Origin of the sequence: Virgibacillus sp. JSM 102003 (assembly GCF_041949995.1) — a bacterium.
Lineage (GTDB): Bacteria > Bacillota > Bacilli > Bacillales > Amphibacillaceae > Lentibacillus.
Window position 1 is genome coordinate 1 of the sequence record NZ_JBHFQH010000002.1, and the last position, 17651, is coordinate 17651.

Annotated in this window: 17 protein-coding genes and 1 pseudogene; 16 read left to right on the top strand and 2 right to left on the bottom strand. The window is 35.9% G+C overall.

Annotated features, from left to right (window positions below):
* The first annotated feature begins 345 nt into the window (after nucleotides 1-345).
* The 6 genes from ACE1TG_RS02290 (at nucleotide 346) to ACE1TG_RS02315 (ending at nucleotide 6452) form a co-directional block, all read left to right on the top strand.
* On the top strand, nucleotides 346-1185 hold the full coding sequence (locus ACE1TG_RS02290; RefSeq protein ID WP_375050742.1) for an aminoglycoside 6-adenylyltransferase: 840 nt from the start codon (nucleotides 346-348) through the stop codon (nucleotides 1183-1185).
* Nucleotides 1186-1291: 106 nt separating this feature from the next.
* Nucleotides 1292-1846 (top strand): GNAT family N-acetyltransferase, encoded by a 555-nt coding sequence (locus tag ACE1TG_RS02295; RefSeq protein WP_375050743.1) that lies wholly within the window; start codon nucleotides 1292-1294, stop codon nucleotides 1844-1846.
* Nucleotides 1847-2258: 412 nt separating this feature from the next.
* Nucleotides 2259-2453, top strand: a complete 195-nt coding sequence (locus ACE1TG_RS02300) for a hypothetical protein (RefSeq protein WP_375050744.1) — start codon at nucleotides 2259-2261, stop codon at nucleotides 2451-2453.
* Nucleotides 2454-2514: 61 nt separating this feature from the next.
* Nucleotides 2515-3342, top strand: coding sequence for an SDR family NAD(P)-dependent oxidoreductase (locus ACE1TG_RS02305; protein WP_375050745.1), 828 nt, complete (start codon nucleotides 2515-2517; stop codon nucleotides 3340-3342).
* A gap of 34 nt (nucleotides 3343-3376) precedes the next feature.
* The gene (locus ACE1TG_RS02310; RefSeq protein ID WP_375050746.1) at nucleotides 3377-4894 is read left to right on the top strand and encodes an AMP-binding protein; all 1518 of its coding nucleotides are present in this window, start codon (nucleotides 3377-3379) and stop codon (nucleotides 4892-4894) included.
* 400 nt (nucleotides 4895-5294) lie between these two features.
* On the top strand, nucleotides 5295-6452 hold the full coding sequence (locus ACE1TG_RS02315) for a PQQ-dependent sugar dehydrogenase (protein WP_375050747.1): 1158 nt from the start codon (nucleotides 5295-5297) through the stop codon (nucleotides 6450-6452).
* A 51-nt stretch (nucleotides 6453-6503) separates the two neighbouring features.
* Here ACE1TG_RS02315 and ACE1TG_RS02320 read toward each other — a convergent pair whose 3' ends face one another.
* Nucleotides 6504-8744 (bottom strand): outer membrane protein assembly factor BamB family protein, encoded by a 2241-nt coding sequence (locus tag ACE1TG_RS02320; RefSeq protein WP_375050748.1) that lies wholly within the window; start codon nucleotides 8742-8744, stop codon nucleotides 6504-6506.
* A gap of 176 nt (nucleotides 8745-8920) precedes the next feature.
* On the bottom strand, nucleotides 8921-9403 hold the full coding sequence (locus ACE1TG_RS02325) for a YusW family protein (protein ID WP_375050749.1): 483 nt from the start codon (nucleotides 9401-9403) through the stop codon (nucleotides 8921-8923).
* Nucleotides 9404-9719: 316 nt separating this feature from the next.
* On the opposite strand from ACE1TG_RS02325, the gene ACE1TG_RS02330 reads away from it, so the two are divergent.
* The 10 genes and pseudogenes from ACE1TG_RS02330 (at nucleotide 9720) to ACE1TG_RS02375 (ending at nucleotide 17633) form a co-directional block, all read left to right on the top strand.
* The gene (locus ACE1TG_RS02330; RefSeq protein WP_375050750.1) at nucleotides 9720-10139 is read left to right on the top strand and encodes a GNAT family N-acetyltransferase; all 420 of its coding nucleotides are present in this window, start codon (nucleotides 9720-9722) and stop codon (nucleotides 10137-10139) included.
* Between the two features lie 436 nt (nucleotides 10140-10575).
* Nucleotides 10576-11031: a hypothetical protein gene (locus ACE1TG_RS02335; protein ID WP_375050751.1), complete on the top strand. Its 456-nt coding sequence runs from the start codon at nucleotides 10576-10578 to the stop codon at nucleotides 11029-11031.
* Nucleotides 11032-11072: 41 nt separating this feature from the next.
* Nucleotides 11073-11570, top strand: a complete 498-nt coding sequence (locus tag ACE1TG_RS02340) for a GNAT family N-acetyltransferase (protein ID WP_375050752.1) — start codon at nucleotides 11073-11075, stop codon at nucleotides 11568-11570.
* A gap of 192 nt (nucleotides 11571-11762) precedes the next feature.
* A complete protein-coding gene (locus ACE1TG_RS02345) occupies nucleotides 11763-12305 on the top strand; it encodes a sigma-70 family RNA polymerase sigma factor (RefSeq protein WP_375050753.1) in 543 nt (180 codons plus the stop codon).
* Nucleotides 12286-13857, top strand: coding sequence for a hypothetical protein (locus tag ACE1TG_RS02350; RefSeq protein ID WP_375050754.1), 1572 nt, complete (start codon nucleotides 12286-12288; stop codon nucleotides 13855-13857). Before ACE1TG_RS02345 ends, ACE1TG_RS02350 begins: the two co-directional genes overlap by 20 nt.
* 306 nt (nucleotides 13858-14163) lie before the next feature.
* Nucleotides 14164-14634 (top strand): DUF4825 domain-containing protein, encoded by a 471-nt coding sequence (locus ACE1TG_RS02355; protein WP_375050755.1) that lies wholly within the window; start codon nucleotides 14164-14166, stop codon nucleotides 14632-14634.
* A 183-nt stretch (nucleotides 14635-14817) separates the two neighbouring features.
* Nucleotides 14818-15309: an NUDIX hydrolase gene (locus ACE1TG_RS02360; RefSeq protein WP_375050756.1), complete on the top strand. Its 492-nt coding sequence runs from the start codon at nucleotides 14818-14820 to the stop codon at nucleotides 15307-15309.
* A 488-nt stretch (nucleotides 15310-15797) separates the two neighbouring features.
* Nucleotides 15798-16217, top strand: a pseudogene (locus ACE1TG_RS02365) (DedA family protein); the annotation flags it as partial.
* Nucleotides 16174-17013, top strand: a complete 840-nt coding sequence (locus tag ACE1TG_RS02370; RefSeq protein ID WP_375050757.1) for a DUF4037 domain-containing protein — start codon at nucleotides 16174-16176, stop codon at nucleotides 17011-17013. The pseudogene ACE1TG_RS02365 and the gene ACE1TG_RS02370, both read left to right, overlap by 44 nt.
* Before the next feature lie 113 nt (nucleotides 17014-17126).
* Complete coding sequence (locus ACE1TG_RS02375; RefSeq protein WP_375050758.1) at nucleotides 17127-17633, top strand: GNAT family N-acetyltransferase; 507 nt, start codon at nucleotides 17127-17129, stop codon at nucleotides 17631-17633.
* Nucleotides 17634-17651 lie beyond the last annotated feature (18 nt).

A 17651-nucleotide genomic window follows, 5' to 3' on the forward strand; every position in this document is an offset into this window, starting at 1 on the left:
GCTAGTAAACGTCTTTGACATGGACGTTAAGGGTGTCATGAAGAGCCGTATGCCTTAATTGGGCACGTACGGATCTGTGAGGGGTAAGGGGCACAATCCCAAAGGAGAGGCCCCGCCTACTCGACTATTAGCACAAAATTAATGGAATATAGGGCTCATTAAGGCAAATAGCGGAATGAGGATCCGTCAACAAGCTCAAAATGAGGAATTTATATGAAATAACGGAACGAGGATCCGCCCACAAGTATTGGCTAAGAAAACTGGGAGTTTGATCAGCAGGAATCTCTCTTGGTATTAGGAAGAGCTTGGAGATGTCATATTCAGTTGAGGAGGTAAGTAATTTAAATGTCTGGATTTGTAAGTAGACACGTGGTAAGAGATGTGGGATTACCTGAATACCGCGAAAAAATAATGGCATTGATTGAGAAGGATCTGCTAAATGATGATAATGTATTAGCTTTTTTTTATGGTGGTTCAATCGCAAATGAAACTATGGATCAATTTTCCGATATTGATCTAAGAGTAGTTGTACGATCTGAAAAAATAGAAGAATACATTGCAAACAAAAATAACCGTCCTAGTGAATGGGGGAATGTTCTCTATATTGAAGACGTTAATCCTTATTCAATTTATACTGTTATTCACTATGATAGTTTTATTAAAGTGGATACATTTTATTATAAGCTGGAAGATATCCAACCTTCAGTTTGGCTTAAAAATATTAAAATTAGAAAAGACAATAAAGAAAGACTCGCTGAAATCCTTAACAAATCAATGGAACTATCCTATGAACCATCCTTTGATGAATTTGAGTTATGGAGATCAAAGTTTTTTGCACATTTACATGAAGCATATAGAAGAGCTATGAGAGAAGAGTATTATTATGCTATAAATTGTATTGACAAATTACGGTTATCTATAGCGGGTGCATGGTATATGGATGCTGGACACCAGCCCAATGCCTTAGGTGATTGGGCCAAATATGAAGGGGGAAGAAGCGAATTAGATAGTTGGCAGCAATCTCTCCTTGCAAGTTGGGAATGTGGAAGAAGTTCAGTAGAAATAATAAATGTTATGAAAAGTATAGTGCATGAGTTTAGAAATGTTCATAGTTCTCTTTGTGAAAGGTTAGAAGTTGATGAGAAACCTGAATGGGTATATAAGATTGTGAATATGGTTTTATAATTTTTCTGAACATACATAGATATGGGGTTCAATTTAATGCTCTTGGCAAAAAGAGGAGTTCAGAACATCTTTCCTGGTGCGCTATCTATTTTAGGGGATGCGAAATATGAGTTTTGAAAAGTGTTTAATGAAAATGCCTGAATTTGAAACAGAACGGTTAATATTGCGAAAGTTGTCTCACGATGATGTGGATGATGTTTTTGAATTTTGTTCGAACCCCAATGTGGCCGGTCCAATGACATGGGATACCAATAAGGTGAAAGAAACTACCTCTCAATTTTTAGAAGAGGTTATAAATGGTTATGCCGATGGTGCGTCAGGAGAATGGGCAATTACCTGGAAAGAATCAGGAAAGGTAATTGGTGTAGTAGCTATTATAGATTGGAGTAATAAACATAAAAGTCTGGAAATCGGTTACTTTCTATCGGAGGATTACTGGGGAAAAGGTATTGTTACAGAAGCATTAGAAAAAATTATCCAATATGGTTTTAATGAATTATCCGCTAATCGTATTGAAGGTAGATGTGATATTGATAATATTGGTTCCCAAAAAGTGATGAAGAAACTGGGTATGAGATATGAAGGAACCTTGAGAAAAAATGAATTTATAAAGGGAGCGTTTCGGGATACCCAAATTTATTCAATAATTTCAGGTGAATAATGGAGAGGATTTTCGAATGAATTCGTATGAAGGATCCCTTTTCTTATTTAACCAGCCACAATGAAAATGCAGTCAATTAATTGCTAATTTTTTTTAATAAACTGCTACCAGTTACTTTGAAATCGTGCTTTATCGTAAGGACAAGCATTATTATACTAAAAATCGATGATAGAATGGTACTTGCTATAAGAAAGGTGATTATAAAACCTAATTTATTCTTCATATAAACACTCCTTGAACTAATTTGAAGTTAGTTTATGCAAATTGTATATGATTAATTCAGTAGCATCTTAAAATTGTCTATTCTAAGAAACTTTTTTTGCTCCTGACCGTAGTTAGAGTGTAAACGTTATAAAATTCGTATCTCGCGGAATGATTACTGGTAAAAAATACATTCACGAAGGAGAATTATATGAAAGAATGGTGGGATAGAAAGAAAGGAAAAACGCGAAAGCACAAGAAGAGTAAAGATGATTATTCGTTTTGGGATATTGTTGTTGATGTGCTATTTTGGATACCTGAATTGTTTATATTGCCGTTCAGAATAATTTATTGGCTGCTGAGAGGCTTAGGCAGAATGATAGGTGATTTTCTGGATTTCGTTTAAATTCTGATAAAGTAAATTCGAGATATTTAATAAAATAACTACTAGTGAGACAGGTGTAATTATGCAAAGATCTAGTTTGCTGGAAGCAGGTTTATTTTTACCTACATATTTAAACAAAGAGAAACTCAGAAACGAACTTCATGAAAGGACAATACTGATTACTGGTGCGAGCTCCGGTATTGGCGAAGCTTTAGCCTATTTCCTAGCAGATCAACAGTGTCATTTGATTTTAGTGGCCAGAAGAGAGGAAAAACTTTTGGCTATGAAACGTGAAATCGAAAATAAATCTGCTAGCGTAAGTATTTATCGTGCAGACCTTCGAAATGAGAAAGAGATGGATGGGTTACTAACATTTGTACACCAACTGCCGGATGGGTTGGATATACTTGTGAGTAATGCTGGGCTATCTATCAGACGCTCGATTCAGGATTCGCTGGATCGTTATCATGATTTCACCCGGACAATGGCGATCAATTATTTTGCGCCGGTGAAGCTGCTGTTGTCGCTCATTCCTCTTCTTGAAAAAAATCATGGACAAGTCATTAATGTATCTACAGTAAACGCATTGCTAGCACCAGTACCATACTTTGCTGCTTATCAAGCATCCAAGTCAGCTTTTGATGTGTGGCTTCGATCGACTGCTCCAGAGTTGAAAAAAACAGGGGTATCAACATCAACCTTATATCTCCCGTTAGTCAGAACCCCAATGATTCGCCCAACAGCGTCTTATCGTAATGTTCCAGCTATGTCACCCGAACAAATCGCCAGGATTATCAGCAAGCTAATGTATACAAAAAGGAAAAATTATCAGCCCTGGTGGTTAATATTTTGGCGGTTAGCGTCGGTTTTTCTCAGAAGTCTGCCGGATTTATCAGGTAAAAGAAGTTGAGGGAAGTAACTTGAGGATATTCAAGCTTGTTTATGTGTTACATAAAATTAAATTACTATCACCACTGGGGTTGTACAGGTTGATTGTTGCCACATTCAATTGTGGAATAAATCTGATGACGCTTTTATATTTTGCTGAAAAAAAGTATGCTGACAAAATTGCCTTAGTTGATGACAATCAGGCGATAAGTTACAAACAACTTCTGGAACAATCCACAAGGCTTGCTTTGGGTTTGAAGGAAAATGTACATCTTGAAAGTGGACAGAAGGCAGCTTTATTGTGTAAAAACCATGCATCGATGGTGAAGTCTCTTTTTGCTGTTTCCAGGTTAGGAGCAGATGTACACTTACTAAATGCTGAAATAAGTATGAACCAATTTAATGAACTAATTGACCGCCATGATTTTGATGTACTGATTTATGATGTTGAATTAAGTTCACTCGTTGAACAATCCATTTACTCTAATGAAAAAGTTTTAAGCTATCATGATCACTTACCAGCCATTAACAATCTCCTTCATTCAAATGATCATAAACAACCAGAATTACCCAGAACTTCCGCGAGTAAAATTGTGCTGCAAACAAGTGGCACCACTGGAGTTTCCAAAGATGCAGCGCATAAGCCATCATTATTTAATTATTTAAATCCATTTGCAGCTTTTATCAGCAGGTTAAAGATTTTAGACTATAATACTGCCTATATAGGGACCCCAATCTACCATGGTTACGGATTGGCAGTTTTGCTTTTATTCATTCCATTAGGGAAGAAAGCAGTTATTAGCAGTGGATTTAATGCAAAAAAAGCCTGCAATCTGATTCGTGAACATCAAGTTGAAGTAGTCACTGTTGTTCCGTTAATGCTGCAGCGAATGTTAAAAACGAATGCAGAAGATTTGAGCAGTCTCAACTGTATTGCATCAGGAGGTGCAAAGCTCAGTAAAAAGCTTGTAGATGAGACATCTAATCAACTGGGGGATGTCTTGTACAATCTATACGGAACCTCGGAATCCGGTTTGAATTTCATCGCAACACCACAGGATTTAAACTATTCAGCATCAACCATTGGCAAAAGAATAAATGGCATGCGATTAAAGGTTCTGGATGAACGTATGAATGAAGTTGAGACTGGTAAAATTGGACAATTTTGTGTAAGGAATGACTGGTCGATGAGTAACAAAAACAGCCCCTGGATTGAAACAGGTGATTTAGGATTCAGAGATGAAAATGGGTACTATTATTTGTGTGGCAGAAATGACGATATGGTCATTTCAGGAGGGGAAAATGTTTACCCAATAGAGGTTGAACAGATACTAATCAAGCATTTCGAAGTTGAGGATGTGGCTGTTACTGGAATAGAAGACGAACAATTTGGCCAACGATTAACAGCATTTGTACAGCCAGCGGAAAATGCTACAGTAACAAAAGAGGAACTTCTTGAATGGCTAAGTTCTAAGGTTGCGAGATATCAGGTGCCAAAAGAGTTAACATTCGTAGATCATATGCCATATAGATCGATTGGCAAACTTGATAAAAAGCAGCTTGATAAAGTGTAATCGTTCCATTAATTATATGGAACGGTTATTTTTTTGTGGTTAAGAAACCGACAAGTCTGCCAAGTGCGCAGGTTATCATCATAGAGGTGTAGCTGACACCAGAGACCTTATTTGGCAAAAATACTTGTAAATAGTGATGTTTTCGGACACCAGAGACCTTATTTGTTAATAACCTCCTCTTTTTACCATGAAAAATATGAAATAAGGGCTTTTGTGTCCGTATAACTTCGAAATGACGACTTTTTTATCGAAATAGCGTCTCCTGTGTCCGCTCAAAATTAAAGACTTAGGAAGAAATTATTTGGATAGCCCGAGTTTTCTAAAAAAATTCTATTATGTATAAATAGTCTGAAAATGGGCGAAGCTAGTGACGAAATTCAAATGAAGTTGAGGTGGTTTTTTGAAAAAAACAATATATCTTAGTTTACTAGGAATAATCTTTCTGGGAGGACTTGTATTTGCATTAAATACAGTTCAGGAAAATAATGAATCACAGGATCAAGAGAATGAAGAGAATCAAGATCCATTCCAACAAGAGGCAGTTGAAGTATCAGAGGGAACTGTTGAAGTCGTAACATCGGATAATGGAAGTATCCATGCGAATAACTTGTTTATCCCGTGGACAATCAACAAGAATGGCAATAACTTTTTCTTAAGTCAACGTGATGGAGCTGTTGTTCAAATCGATGGAAGTCTCGGTTTAGTAGAAGTTCAGGATGTTGAGGTATCAAAAGATATTCTTCATGAGGGACAAGGCGGATTTCTTGGTTTTACTTTAGCACCAGATTTTGATACATCAAAAATGGCATTTGCTTACCATACTTATCAGGAAGATGGTGAAACCCTTAATAGAATTATCACGATGTCACTTGAAAATAACATTTGGACGGAAGAGGATGTTCTCCTTGAGGGTATACCAGGTGGAGAAATAAATACCGGTGGCAGAATTCAAATCGGACCAGATAATATGCTATATGCTACAACAGGTGATACTGGTCAGGCAGAAAAAGCTCAAGAACTTGGTAGCTTGGCGGGTAAGATTTTACGAATGGAGTTAAATGGTGATGTTCCAGAGGACAATCCGTTTGACAATTCCTATATTTACTCGTTTGGTCATCGAAATCCACAGGGCTTAGCTTGGGACAACGAAGGAAATCTTTATAGTTCGGAGCATGGTGAATCCGGTCATGATGAAATCAACCTGATCGAAGCAGGGCAAAACTATGGATGGCCTATAATTGAGGGTTATGAAGAAGCGTCTGATATGACTGAACCTATCCATCATTCTGGTGATGACACTTGGGCGCCATCTGGAATGGCTTTTAATGATGGACAACTATTTGTAGCCTCATTAGCCGGTTCCAAAATTTTCACTTATGATATAGCAAGCGGTGAAGTTGATGAATTTTTCAGTGATGCAGGAAGGTTAAGAGATATTATGATTGAGGATGACGCACTGTTTACGATTACCAATAATCATGATGATCGTGGTGAGCCAAATAAAAAGGATGACCGGTTAATTCAAATTCCAATAACTGAAAAAGCATCCACAGATTAACATAAAAAGGTAGTCGTCCTGGCAAATGGACGACTACCTTTTTGGTTCTTTTTAACCTTCCTCTTCCGAAAGGCTCTTGATGTATTCTGTTACAGCTTTAATTTCTTCTTCTGTTAACGCACCTTCAAATCCAGGCATGTTGCCGCCACCGTTTTTAATCTGTTGAATGATTTGTTCTGTATCCATGTTGAGATCTTGTAAATTCGGTCCATTATGGCCGCCTGCACCTTCTGCACCATGGCAGGATAAGCAATTGTTTTCATATACTTTTAGTCCTTCGTCCACGGAAACTTCATTTTTGTCTTCCTGTTTGCCTTGATTGAAGTCCATTTCTTCTTTTGCTGGTGATACCGTAATGTCATCCTCAGGAATATCTTCCAGCGATCCATATTTTCCATCTAAAGAGAAGGTATAAATCTTATCTCCATGCTGTGTTCCGGCAAGTGAATTTCCGGCTGAGAATATGGAAATATATTGCTTTCCATCGACTTTATAAGTGATTGGTGGGGCATTTGCACCTGCGTCCGTTTTGAATTCCCACACTTTTTCGCCATTTGTTGCATCATATGCGATAATCCTTCCATCATTATGTCCAGTGAAGATCAGGTTCCCGGCAGTTGTTAAGATTCCACTATATGCAATCGTATCCCAGTCATTCTGCCAAACAATTTTATTGGTTTTAATATCGATCGCAGTTACCGTGCCTCTACTAGGTGACTTTTCTACAGGCTGCCAGATACTTCCTAGCCATTCTTTACCCACTTCAAACTTATTCTCCTCATCTTCTGCATAATGTGCATATGAAAAATAATTGTCATTACCCAGCACATAAAACAGTTCTGTGTTTGGATTGTATGCAGAAGGTGGCCAATTTGCCCCTCCTTGAGGTGATGGTTTCACGGTTACTGGTTCATCCCAAAATGGTGTGAATATATTCCCGAACTTTCCATCAAATTCCTTTGGTAAGTCTCGTTTTATATCTTCCTTCGTAATTTTTTGTGGTACAAAGGAATCCCCAATTGGGAATGGCTGGGTAGGCGAAGTTTTCTGTTTTTTATTTTGTGGTACAGATTTTTCCTCGATGCCAACGAGCGGCTCTCCGTTTGTTCTATCCAATAGATATACCCATCCAGTCTTCCCAGCTTGAGCTATCCCCTTTTTCGTTTCGCCGTTCATTTTGACATCATATAAGACAACCGGATTAGCTGGATCATAATCCCAAATATCATGATGTACTTCCTGGAAATGCCATTCATATTCGCCCGTATCCGCATTTAAAGCCATTACAGAGTCTGTATAGAGGTTATCACCTTTACGATTACTTCCATCTAGATCAGGTGCCGTATTTCCAGTTGCAAAATAAATGAGTCCTAATTCCGGATCAACTGCTGGTGTTTGCCAGACTGGTGCTCCGCCTGTTAGCCAGTTTTCACTATCTTCCGGCCATGTTTCTGATCCCTTTGCACCTGGTTCTGGAAGGGTGTAGGTCCTCCAGACTTGTCTGCCTATGTCTGCATCATATGCCGCTACGTAACCCCTTATTCCGTATTCACCACCTGCAATCCCTGTATAAACCTTTCCATCATAAAAGAGGGGAGCACTTGTGATGGTATATCCCTTTTCCCATTCATCAACTATCGTCTCCCATAATACTTCACCGGTTTTCTGGTCCAGGGCAACTAATCTTGCATCCAGTAAACCAACAAATACTTTTCCATCTCCTAGTGCTACGCCACGGTTAACCCATCCGCAGCAAAGCGTGTCCAAGCCTTCTGGCAGTTTAGGCTTGTACTCCCAGATGAATTCTCCTGTTGTTGCATCGATTGCCGCAACATGATTTTCTCCCGTTACGTTAAACATGACACCATCATACACAAGTGGAGTAGATTCGCCGGAGTATTTGAACTTGAGGCCAGTCCCCATGCTAGTAATCCATTCTGCTTTTAAGTCGCTGACATTGGAAGTATCAATTTTATTTAATGGGGAGTACCGACCATTGTATATATTGCCACCGTTTGTTAACCAATTTCCTGAAGGGGGCTTTATTAGTTCGTCAGGAGAAAAATCGGGCGTAACTTTTCCCGGATATTCGGTATGTTGAACTGAGAAATGTTCTTTACCAGTAGGATTTTTTTGCCTTTTGACGTTTGGTTTATTTTGTTTGTCTTTCTGTAAATTTTGTTCAGGATTTGCCGTATTATTGTCTGGATTTTCAAATTGGAAAGAAAAAATACCAACACCTATTAACAGTAAGATTCCCAGTGTTACTAACCATACATTCTTATTGCGCATGCAAAACACCTTTCTTTCACGATAGTTATGGTCTAATTATTTTATAATTTGCCCGTAAACTTGGGAAATAGTCTTTTGGGAAGAAAATAATGGGTGGGAAATATAGGTAAGATTGGCTGAAAATTAAAAAGCATGAAAACAAACGTTTCCATGCTTTAAGTGTTTTCATTCCATATTTACATTTCATTCATTTTTACTTCATATGCTTTTTCTGTTCCATCTTTAAAAGTTACTTGTAATTCGGCTTTTAAGAAATTGTCAGGTATGCTAAACGCTTCAATAGATATTGCAACAGCCTCTTCATCTGTCATGTCCTGACCCAGTTTCAGGTCTTTTACAATTGGAAACATGGCATCAAAAGCAGCAGGCCCACGTTCATTCACACTGTTAAACGGATCATAAAACTCGGACTCCACTAAATTATCATCTTGCTCAATTTCACCTTCAAATTCTTTATCATCATAGATGACGTCAAAGTCAATTGAAGTGTAGTCAAGCTCTTCCATTCTTTTAACCATGTCATTCATCGTACTCATAGCTTCTTGGCTTTCAACATCTTCATTGGGTTGGTTAGTGTTTTCCTTTGAGTTTTCATCTTCATCGCCACAAGCAGTCAGTACCATAGCTGAAACAAGTAAAAATAATACTAGTTTCTTCATATATAACACCTCCATAATTTTTCATTATAGTCGGCATTATGCCCAAAGTTTTAACTATATATTCGTGATTTTCATAGAGAAGGTGGTATTTTCACAGAGTATCTTCATGGAAATTCAACCAAGTACTTGGGTTGGTTATGAATAATTCCATTATTCATAACTACTATCGTTTCTTGAGGTGAAAAAGTGGCATTACTCTGATATGTTATTAAAATTTAATTTGTCCCATTTGGTTTTTGAGACTACTATAAAATGTCATTTTGTAGTAGCATTGTAAAAAATAACAAATATGCTCGGAATTATGGGGGGGATTACTATGGAAATAAGTAATCAATGGACAAAAGAAACTAGCGAATTAATAAAAAAGAAGGTAATAGACTACAACATGGAGCAGCTGCCAGACCATCTCAAAACACCTAATGAGAACGTTGGTTTTACGCTGAAAGATGATATTGGAAATATTAAGGGTGGCATAACCGGAAATATGTTTTGGAATCATATACTAATTGATTTCCTGTGGGTTGATGAAAGTTACAGAAAAGAGGGCTATGGAAGTATTTTGCTGAATAAATTAGAGAAGTATGCGCAAGAGAAAGGTTGCAGATTGATATACCTGGATACATTTAGCTTTCAGGCTCCTAAGTTTTATCAAAAAAACGGGTACGAAATTTTTGGTGTCATTGAAGATCACCCTAAAGGTTTTGATCAATATTTCTTACAAAAGAGATTAATGTAAAGGACCTTCATCCAAAGATTATATTCTCGTTTGACAGTTAAGAAACCAACATGGCGGCAAAGTGCGTATAGCAGATTTGAGGCTTTGCGGACACCAGAGACCTTATTTAGCATGAATCCACGAAAATGGTGGTGTTCGCGGACACCAGGGATCTTATTTAGCACAAATACCCTCTATTAACCATGATATAAGTAAAATAAGGGCTTCTGTGTCCGGATAAGTTTGAAAAGGTGAATTTTTATAGAAATAGCGTCTCCTGTGTCCGCTAGTTAAAAGCGATCCGTGCCTCCACAATATGGCATAAGAATCCTTTTAACAATAAGCCAAGTTTTATAAATTAAACTACTTGAATGTGGTTTATGTTAAAATAATTTTATTCGGCCATTTACTCTCAGGACTAGATAGATATATACCTTTTAATTCTAGGAGGAAAAAAATGAAAAACATATTATTAATTACATTGCTGAGTTTAAGTATTATTGTGGTTGGCTGTGCTTCCAACGATGCTAAAGATAGTGTAGAAAACTATTACACTGCTTTAGTAAATGAAGAATACGATAAAGCTTTCAACCAGTTACTGATTTTCGATGAGCATTACGATAAGGAGTCAACGCTAAGTGAATCAGAGGCAAAGAAGAGATTCTTGGAAAAAATAAGTTATTTAGAAGAAAAAGGATATCAACTAAATGATTTTGAGATTCAGGATGTTCGAACCGACGATGGTGGCCCTCCACTGGTGGAAAGTGTTTTAACAATTGAAGTTAATGGTGATGAAAAAAAGGTGAAAGAACTTATTCAAGTTACGGAAAATGGTCTTTTTGTAGATTTATCAGAAGAAGATAAATATGCTCATTATCGTGATGGGAAGATGAGTGTTAGTATTAAAGACTAATAACAGTCGAAGCATATAAAACATTACGGGAGAGAATCGCAGTGATAGTCAGAGAAATTAAACCTTCAGATGCAGAAAAGTTTTCACATCTTACCCAGCAAGTTGAGGGGAATTCAGAATATATGCTGTGGGAGGCTGGCGAGAGAAATAGTCAGCCAGCACAACAGCGAAAGATGATAGAGAGTATTGAAGAAGAAGGGAACTCTACTATACTTGTTGCGGAAACAGGCAATGAATTAGTTGGCTTTTTAATGGCTTTTGGCGGCAAGGCGACAAGAAATAAACATTCCGCTTATATTGTTATTGGAATACTAAAGGAGTACAGGGGACAGGGAGTAGGTTCAAAGCTATTTGAAGAGTTGGATCGATGGGCAATCAATAACAATATTCATCGCCTGGAACTTACGGTAGTGACAAAGAACGAATCAGGTTTATCTCTGTACCGAAAAATGGGCTTTACAACAGAAGGGACTAAAAAACACGCATTGCTTATCGATGGTAATTTTGTTGACGAATACTACATGTCAAAGCTTATATAATACCTGTTGTTAAGTCTGAAGTTAAACCAGTCAGCATGGAGAATAATTGAATAAATATTTCGTGAAAGTGCATTTACCTTATAAAGTAATGCACTTTTTCATTTAGAATATTCGTTTGCAATAATTTTACAACCAAACTTCCATAGTGTCGTCTAAATATTAAAGGATATTATCTGAGGAAGGGAAGTACCTATGGGGAATCAGTATGAACAAAGCAAAGATGAATTACTGGAGTTTTTAATGAATGAATATGGCCAAAGTATAACTCGACTAGCATTTACTTATATCAAGGAGAAACAATTAGCTGAAGATATTGCCCAAGAAGCTTTCATTAAGTGTTATCAAAAGTTGGATGAGTTCAGACATGAATCTTCTTATAAGACCTGGATTTACAGTATTACAGTCAATCTTTGTAAAGATAAGCTGAGAAACTGGTCTTTTCGAAATCTGATATTTTCTGATTTCTTATCTACTAGAACTAAAACTACAGAAACACCAGAGTCGAGGCTATTAGATTTCGAAAATAGTAGAATAATTTCAGAGCAAATAGTTTCCTTACCAATTAAATACAGGGAAGTAATCATATTATATTATTATGAAGAATTTACATATAATGAAATCTCCAATTTGCTAAATATGAAGCTGTCTACGATTAAATCTAGACTGCATAGGGCCCGCCTTTTATTAAAGCAAAGGCTAGAAGGGAGTAAAGCTAATGGAAGACATGTTCAATAATTTAAATGAAAAGATGAATAGAACAATTCTAAAAGATATAGAATTTGGTGAGAAAAATAAGGAAGCAGTAAGGAAATCCGTTAGGGCTTCAAAAAGGAAGAAATCTAACTTACAATTCAGACTAAAATATATCTTGAGTGTATCTATAAGTTGTGTACTTCTTTTGGGTTTAGGATTGTTTAGCTTCAATAAACTAGGCGGTTTTAGTGACGATCAATCTATTCCCGAAAACACAATACAATCTCCTACTAATTCGAATAAGAATTTGGATACCAAGGAAGGGAGCATGTATACCCCTCCGAATAAAGAAGAGTATTTTGATGATATGAACAAGAGAGAAGTATTATCCAAAATGTTAAATACACCTATGCACTTTAAGACTGTAGCGGGCAAGTTTGAAGAGCAGAATATTTACAACGATGGAACAGGATCGACTGTAAATGTTAAGTATAAGTTAAGTATGGAAAATAAAGTGGGTGGCTATGTTTCATTTAAGAATCACTCACTGGATGGTGAGCTTGTACAAAATGAAAAGGCAGTTCACAATGATAATCAAGTATGGAATATTGACCTTATGAGAAAAAGTTACCGAGAAAGTGAATACGATCCTAAAGAACTTCAAAAAAAAGTGTCCGTAGAAGAGGCACTATCAATTGACTCTAGTAAAGTTTATGACAAACTTTTAAGTCTTTATGATTGGGAAGCACCACCAACCGGGACAGCAGGAATATCACTTTTTCCATTTCATAAGGCAGTACAATACTTAGGAGATTATGAACAATGGGATATTGAAAAACAAAATGCAGAAATACTTGGGCATAATACCATTGTTTTATCTGGTGAAGTTAAAGACAAAGTTGCAAGGATGAAGAACGTTGAAACATTCCGGTTTTGGGTTGATAAAGATACTGGTATTTTAGTTAAATATGAGGAGTATGATTCAAATGGAAATATTACATCTTATTTACATCCGAAAAAATTAGAAATAAACGTTTCAGTTGATTCTAAAGAATTTATTCCAAGCCTAACTGGTTTGACTAAGAAGGAAATCCCAGCTCCTCATTATGAAGATTCAAGAGAAAAAGAAATTGAGGTAATCGAGCATGCTGACTATTATAAGGAAGATGTAGATCAAGTGCTCCAAACTCTTCGGGAAGATATTAGTTTTCTCTATGAATTTACGGGTTCTGAATATGAATTATACGCTGCAAGTTATGAAAGATATAAGTCTTTTAACCAAGCTTATCTGACCTATAGTTATAAGAAGGGTGAAAATGTGGAAGGTTCAGGGACCAGATTATTGTATGTACGCACCTACCATAAAGATTCTGTTACGCGTTCCTCAGGAGCATTTGATACTAATAAAGGAAAAAGAATCGAAAAGTTTACAACGAACGATATTGACTGGACAGTGTATGAACTTGACCGGCCACAAAGTGCTCATTTTGTTGGAACTTCTAATGAATATATCTATGAAGTAGTAACACAAGAAATTACTGCCAAGGAAGCTATGTCCCTTGTAAAGTTCTTTAAACCTAGTAAGGAAGAGTAGTAACCTTGAGTGTGGCTAGGTTAAAGGGGATTCCGTTTCACGACCATCAATTTGTACGCTAATTTGATGGTCGTTTTTTATTGGTAAGTGTAAGTTCACATTTTGACCTGCAAGTTCTTATGTAAATCAGCATACATAAATTTATCAATAAATTGGTATAAAATCATTGTTTCCTCAACCTTGCAAAATATTATGAATATTTATGTTAAAATAAATGCAGATTTTGTGAAGAATGACGCTAAAACTAACGCAGTAGAAAAGTTGAAGAAGAAATGGAATGGCTAGATATAATGTGGGGGGATTTTATTGAAGAGAAAGATAGTTCTCTTAATTGCTCTATTGATTTTTGTGACTAGTTGTAGTCCTGGAAACGAATCACAAGAAGATAAAACAATGTTTTTATACAAAGGTTCTAGTTTAGGCGATAGAGATTATGCTTCAGCTATTCTGAATATGTTGCCCTACCAAGAAGATTCAAACGGATTTGCTAGATACACTGATGAGAATCTTATAATAGCTGAATATACTAATAAAACAGAGGAAACTGCTCGTAAGATTGTTTTGACCAATGCTACTTACATTTTCAACTTAATCGAAGGTGTCGATAAAATAATTTTTAAATTCCAAGAACGGCGGTATAGTATACACAAAGAGGAATTAACAAAATGGTATATGAGTGATAAACATCTTCAAATTTCAAAGAAAAAAGAACTAAAGAATCTTATAGAAAAGAATTTAAATGACCCCCAAAGAGTAAAGAGTTTTTTTGAAAAATAAATAAAAGCAATCAACCGGGATAAGAACTGCACCTCGCCGGTTACCTTGATAAGCGGTCCCAAGAATATTATTGATACCAATGAAACAAAAGGGTGCAAGAGTTGAAGAATGGATTCGTTCTCGTTGTTCCACTAACGTCGCAGAAGAGTTGAAGAAGATCAGGTTAATAAGGGGAGAAAATGTATGACTACAAAATTTGTGAATTGGGGAGAAGCAAAAGTAAAATTAACTTGGAAGCCTGATAAACAAATCCCACCAAGAGAACTAATTACAAGTGTTCATGGATTTTGTTTTAAAGGTGGTGATTTGTTATTAGTCAATTTAAACCATAGAGGTTGGGATTTCCCAGGAGGTCATATTGAATCTGAAGAAACTCCTGAAGAATGTTTAAAGCGTGAAGCATATGAAGAAGGATATGTTACAGGAAATTGCTCTCTTTTAGGGCATATTATCGTTGACCACAAGGAAAACCCAAAATGGAAAGAAGATAGTCTATACCCAAAAGTAGGCTATCAAGTTTTTTATCGTATGGAGATTGACCAATTACATGATTTTAAAGCAAAGTTTGAGTCAGGCGAAAGAATTCTTATAAATCCAAGTGAAGTAACGGAATATTATCATGATTGGAACGAACTTTACCAAGAGATACTTGATAATGCTTCAAGGCAATTGTAATTTATCTTCAATTAACGGGTGCGTTGATTAATTAAGAGTAATAAGTCATTACCTTTGTGTTTAGGGAGTAATTAGAAATATTAAAATAAGGGTGTTTAATTATGAGGTATTTATTCTACGGTACAATTAGCTTATTTGTAATATTTATTGTTTTAACTACACTCAATTATAATGGGTTTGGAATTATTGTTAGCTTATTTGAGTGGACAACTAGATTTATATTACCTTGGATAGCGTTATATTGGTTTATTCATCTCGTAAAAAGCAAAAAGGTGTAGGCGTTCGCTATTAAAGTAACGGATGCGAGAGTTTAACAAGGGATCGTCGATTACGGCGATCCTATTCTTATTTGAAGAATTATTGGAATTTTATGTTAGAATAAGTACGTGAATTAATGTACTTAAACGCAGCAGGTTTATTGAAGAACGTTTTAAATTCAATCAGTGAAAATTGGGGTTATGAAATGAAAAGACCTTTAGGAGTATCCGTTAGAGAAGATTGTTGATAGATAGGGACATATTCTTCGTATAACAAAAAATGATATTCACAAGGCTGATGCTTGGTTTGATAAATATGGTCCTTGGACGGTCTTCTTTTGTCGTTTCGTTCCTTTAATACGTAGTTTGATATCTGTTCCTGCAGGTATGTCAAATATGAATGTTGGCTTGTTTCTTTTTTTTACAACAATAGGAACTTTGATTTGGAATATAGTTCTCGTATACTTAGGTGCTTCAGTAGGCGGTTCTTGGGAAGTAAGTAATTGTTTTATTGTATCTATTTATAAAAAGAAAAAAGTAATTACTATTAAGCTAACGGATGCTTTCCTTGAACAAGTAAAAAATGTTTCTGAAAGGGAGAGGTTATGTGAATTTAAAAGTATTGGCATCAGATATAGCAAATATCTATGAACAAAATCCAAAAGTTGAAGCCGTTTTATTAGGAGGTTCCGTATCACGAAATTGGCATGATGAATATTCAGATATTGAACTATTTGTGTTTTGGGATGGAGCTCCTACTGACGAGGAAAGGAAGGCTCCAATCGTTGAATTAAATGGTAATATTATTCACTTTCACCCATATGAAGATGAGGAATGGTCAGAAACTTACATAACTCAGGGTGTAAAATTAGAAATAAGCAATTTTCTAACAGATACAATTTACAAAATAATAAATGACGTGATCATATCTTGTGATACGAATTTAGATAAGCAATGTATTGCAGCTACGGTTTATAACGGGGTTTCACTCAGCAATGATCTAGTTATTAATAGTATGAAAGAGAAAGTAAGTAAATACCCTTATGAATTAAGTGTGGCTATGGTAAAGGAGAATATTTTTTTAGGAAACAGATGGAATAATCGTGAGGCATTACTTGAGCGTGAAGATTGGTTAATGCTTTATAAAGTAATGGTAGCCGTTCAAACCAATTTAATGAGCATATTATTCGGTTTAAACCGTCAGTTCGTACACCATCCAGCTTTTAAGTGGCAAAAACATACACTTAGTTCAATGGAAATCACTCCTAAAAATTTATCAAATCGCTTAGAGTCTATTTTTCTAGATGACCCAAAGACTTCTATAAGAGAATTAGAAGTAATAATTGAGGAAATGTACGAACTAATACAACGTGAGCTTCCACAAATAGATCTATCTTTAGTCTTTGATAAATCGTTATTTTTGAGACCAAAAAATGAAATAAATTAGAAATCTTGTTCTGGTACAAAAGTTAACATAAAGAGTTTACACAAAAGGACCCTATTGAGCTGAATAGCGGATAGTCGCATTAGCTACAACAACATAAATTGGCGGTAATTAATATGGATATAACAATTGAGAGATTACACAGTACAGATGCTGGAAAATTATATGAATTTGAGCTTGAAAACAGAGATTTTTTTGAGGGAATGGTACCAAGTCGCGGTGATGATTATTATGACTTTGAGACCTTTAAAAAAAAGACTAACGCCTTACTGGATGAACAGGCACAAGAATTATCTTATTTTTACTTAATTAAGAATAAAGATGGTTCAATTCTTGGAAGAATGAACTTAGTAGATATTGAAAACGGTTTAGGGCATATAGGTTATAGAGTGGGAAAAGCATATACTGGTAAAGGAATTGCTAACACAGCATTGAAACTTTTGTTAGATGTTATAAATAATAACCAAGGAATAAAACAGGTTTCGGCAAAAACAACTACTAATAACAGAGCCTCACAAAAAGTCTTAGAGAAAAACGGTTTTAAGTACATAGCAACGAGTGATGAAGAATTTATAATGAATGAGCAAAAGGTAAAGTTTGTTTATTATCTTCTGACTAATTAAGATATCTTCTGCCAAAGT

What these genes read in the sequence shown, in the direction of transcription:
- ACE1TG_RS02290 (WP_375050742.1), top strand. Translation starts at nt 346, where the DNA reads ATGTCTGGATTTGTAAGTAGACACGTGGTAAGAGATGTGGGATTACCT.
- ACE1TG_RS02295 (WP_375050743.1), top strand. Translation starts at nt 1,292, where the DNA reads ATGAGTTTTGAAAAGTGTTTAATGAAAATGCCTGAATTTGAAACAGAA.
- ACE1TG_RS02300 (WP_375050744.1), top strand. Translation starts at nt 2,259, where the DNA reads ATGAAAGAATGGTGGGATAGAAAGAAAGGAAAAACGCGAAAGCACAAG.
- ACE1TG_RS02305 (WP_375050745.1), top strand. Translation starts at nt 2,515, where the DNA reads ATGCAAAGATCTAGTTTGCTGGAAGCAGGTTTATTTTTACCTACATAT.
- ACE1TG_RS02320 (WP_375050748.1), bottom strand. Translation starts at nt 8,744, where the DNA reads ATGCGCAATAAGAATGTATGGTTAGTAACACTGGGAATCTTACTGTTA.
- ACE1TG_RS02325 (WP_375050749.1), bottom strand. Translation starts at nt 9,403, where the DNA reads ATGAAGAAACTAGTATTATTTTTACTTGTTTCAGCTATGGTACTGACT.
- ACE1TG_RS02330 (WP_375050750.1), top strand. Translation starts at nt 9,720, where the DNA reads ATGGAAATAAGTAATCAATGGACAAAAGAAACTAGCGAATTAATAAAA.
- ACE1TG_RS02335 (WP_375050751.1), top strand. Translation starts at nt 10,576, where the DNA reads ATGAAAAACATATTATTAATTACATTGCTGAGTTTAAGTATTATTGTG.
- ACE1TG_RS02345 (WP_375050753.1), top strand. Translation starts at nt 11,763, where the DNA reads ATGGGGAATCAGTATGAACAAAGCAAAGATGAATTACTGGAGTTTTTA.
- ACE1TG_RS02350 (WP_375050754.1), top strand. Translation starts at nt 12,286, where the DNA reads ATGGAAGACATGTTCAATAATTTAAATGAAAAGATGAATAGAACAATT.
- ACE1TG_RS02360 (WP_375050756.1), top strand. Translation starts at nt 14,818, where the DNA reads ATGACTACAAAATTTGTGAATTGGGGAGAAGCAAAAGTAAAATTAACT.
- ACE1TG_RS02375 (WP_375050758.1), top strand. Translation starts at nt 17,127, where the DNA reads ATGGATATAACAATTGAGAGATTACACAGTACAGATGCTGGAAAATTA.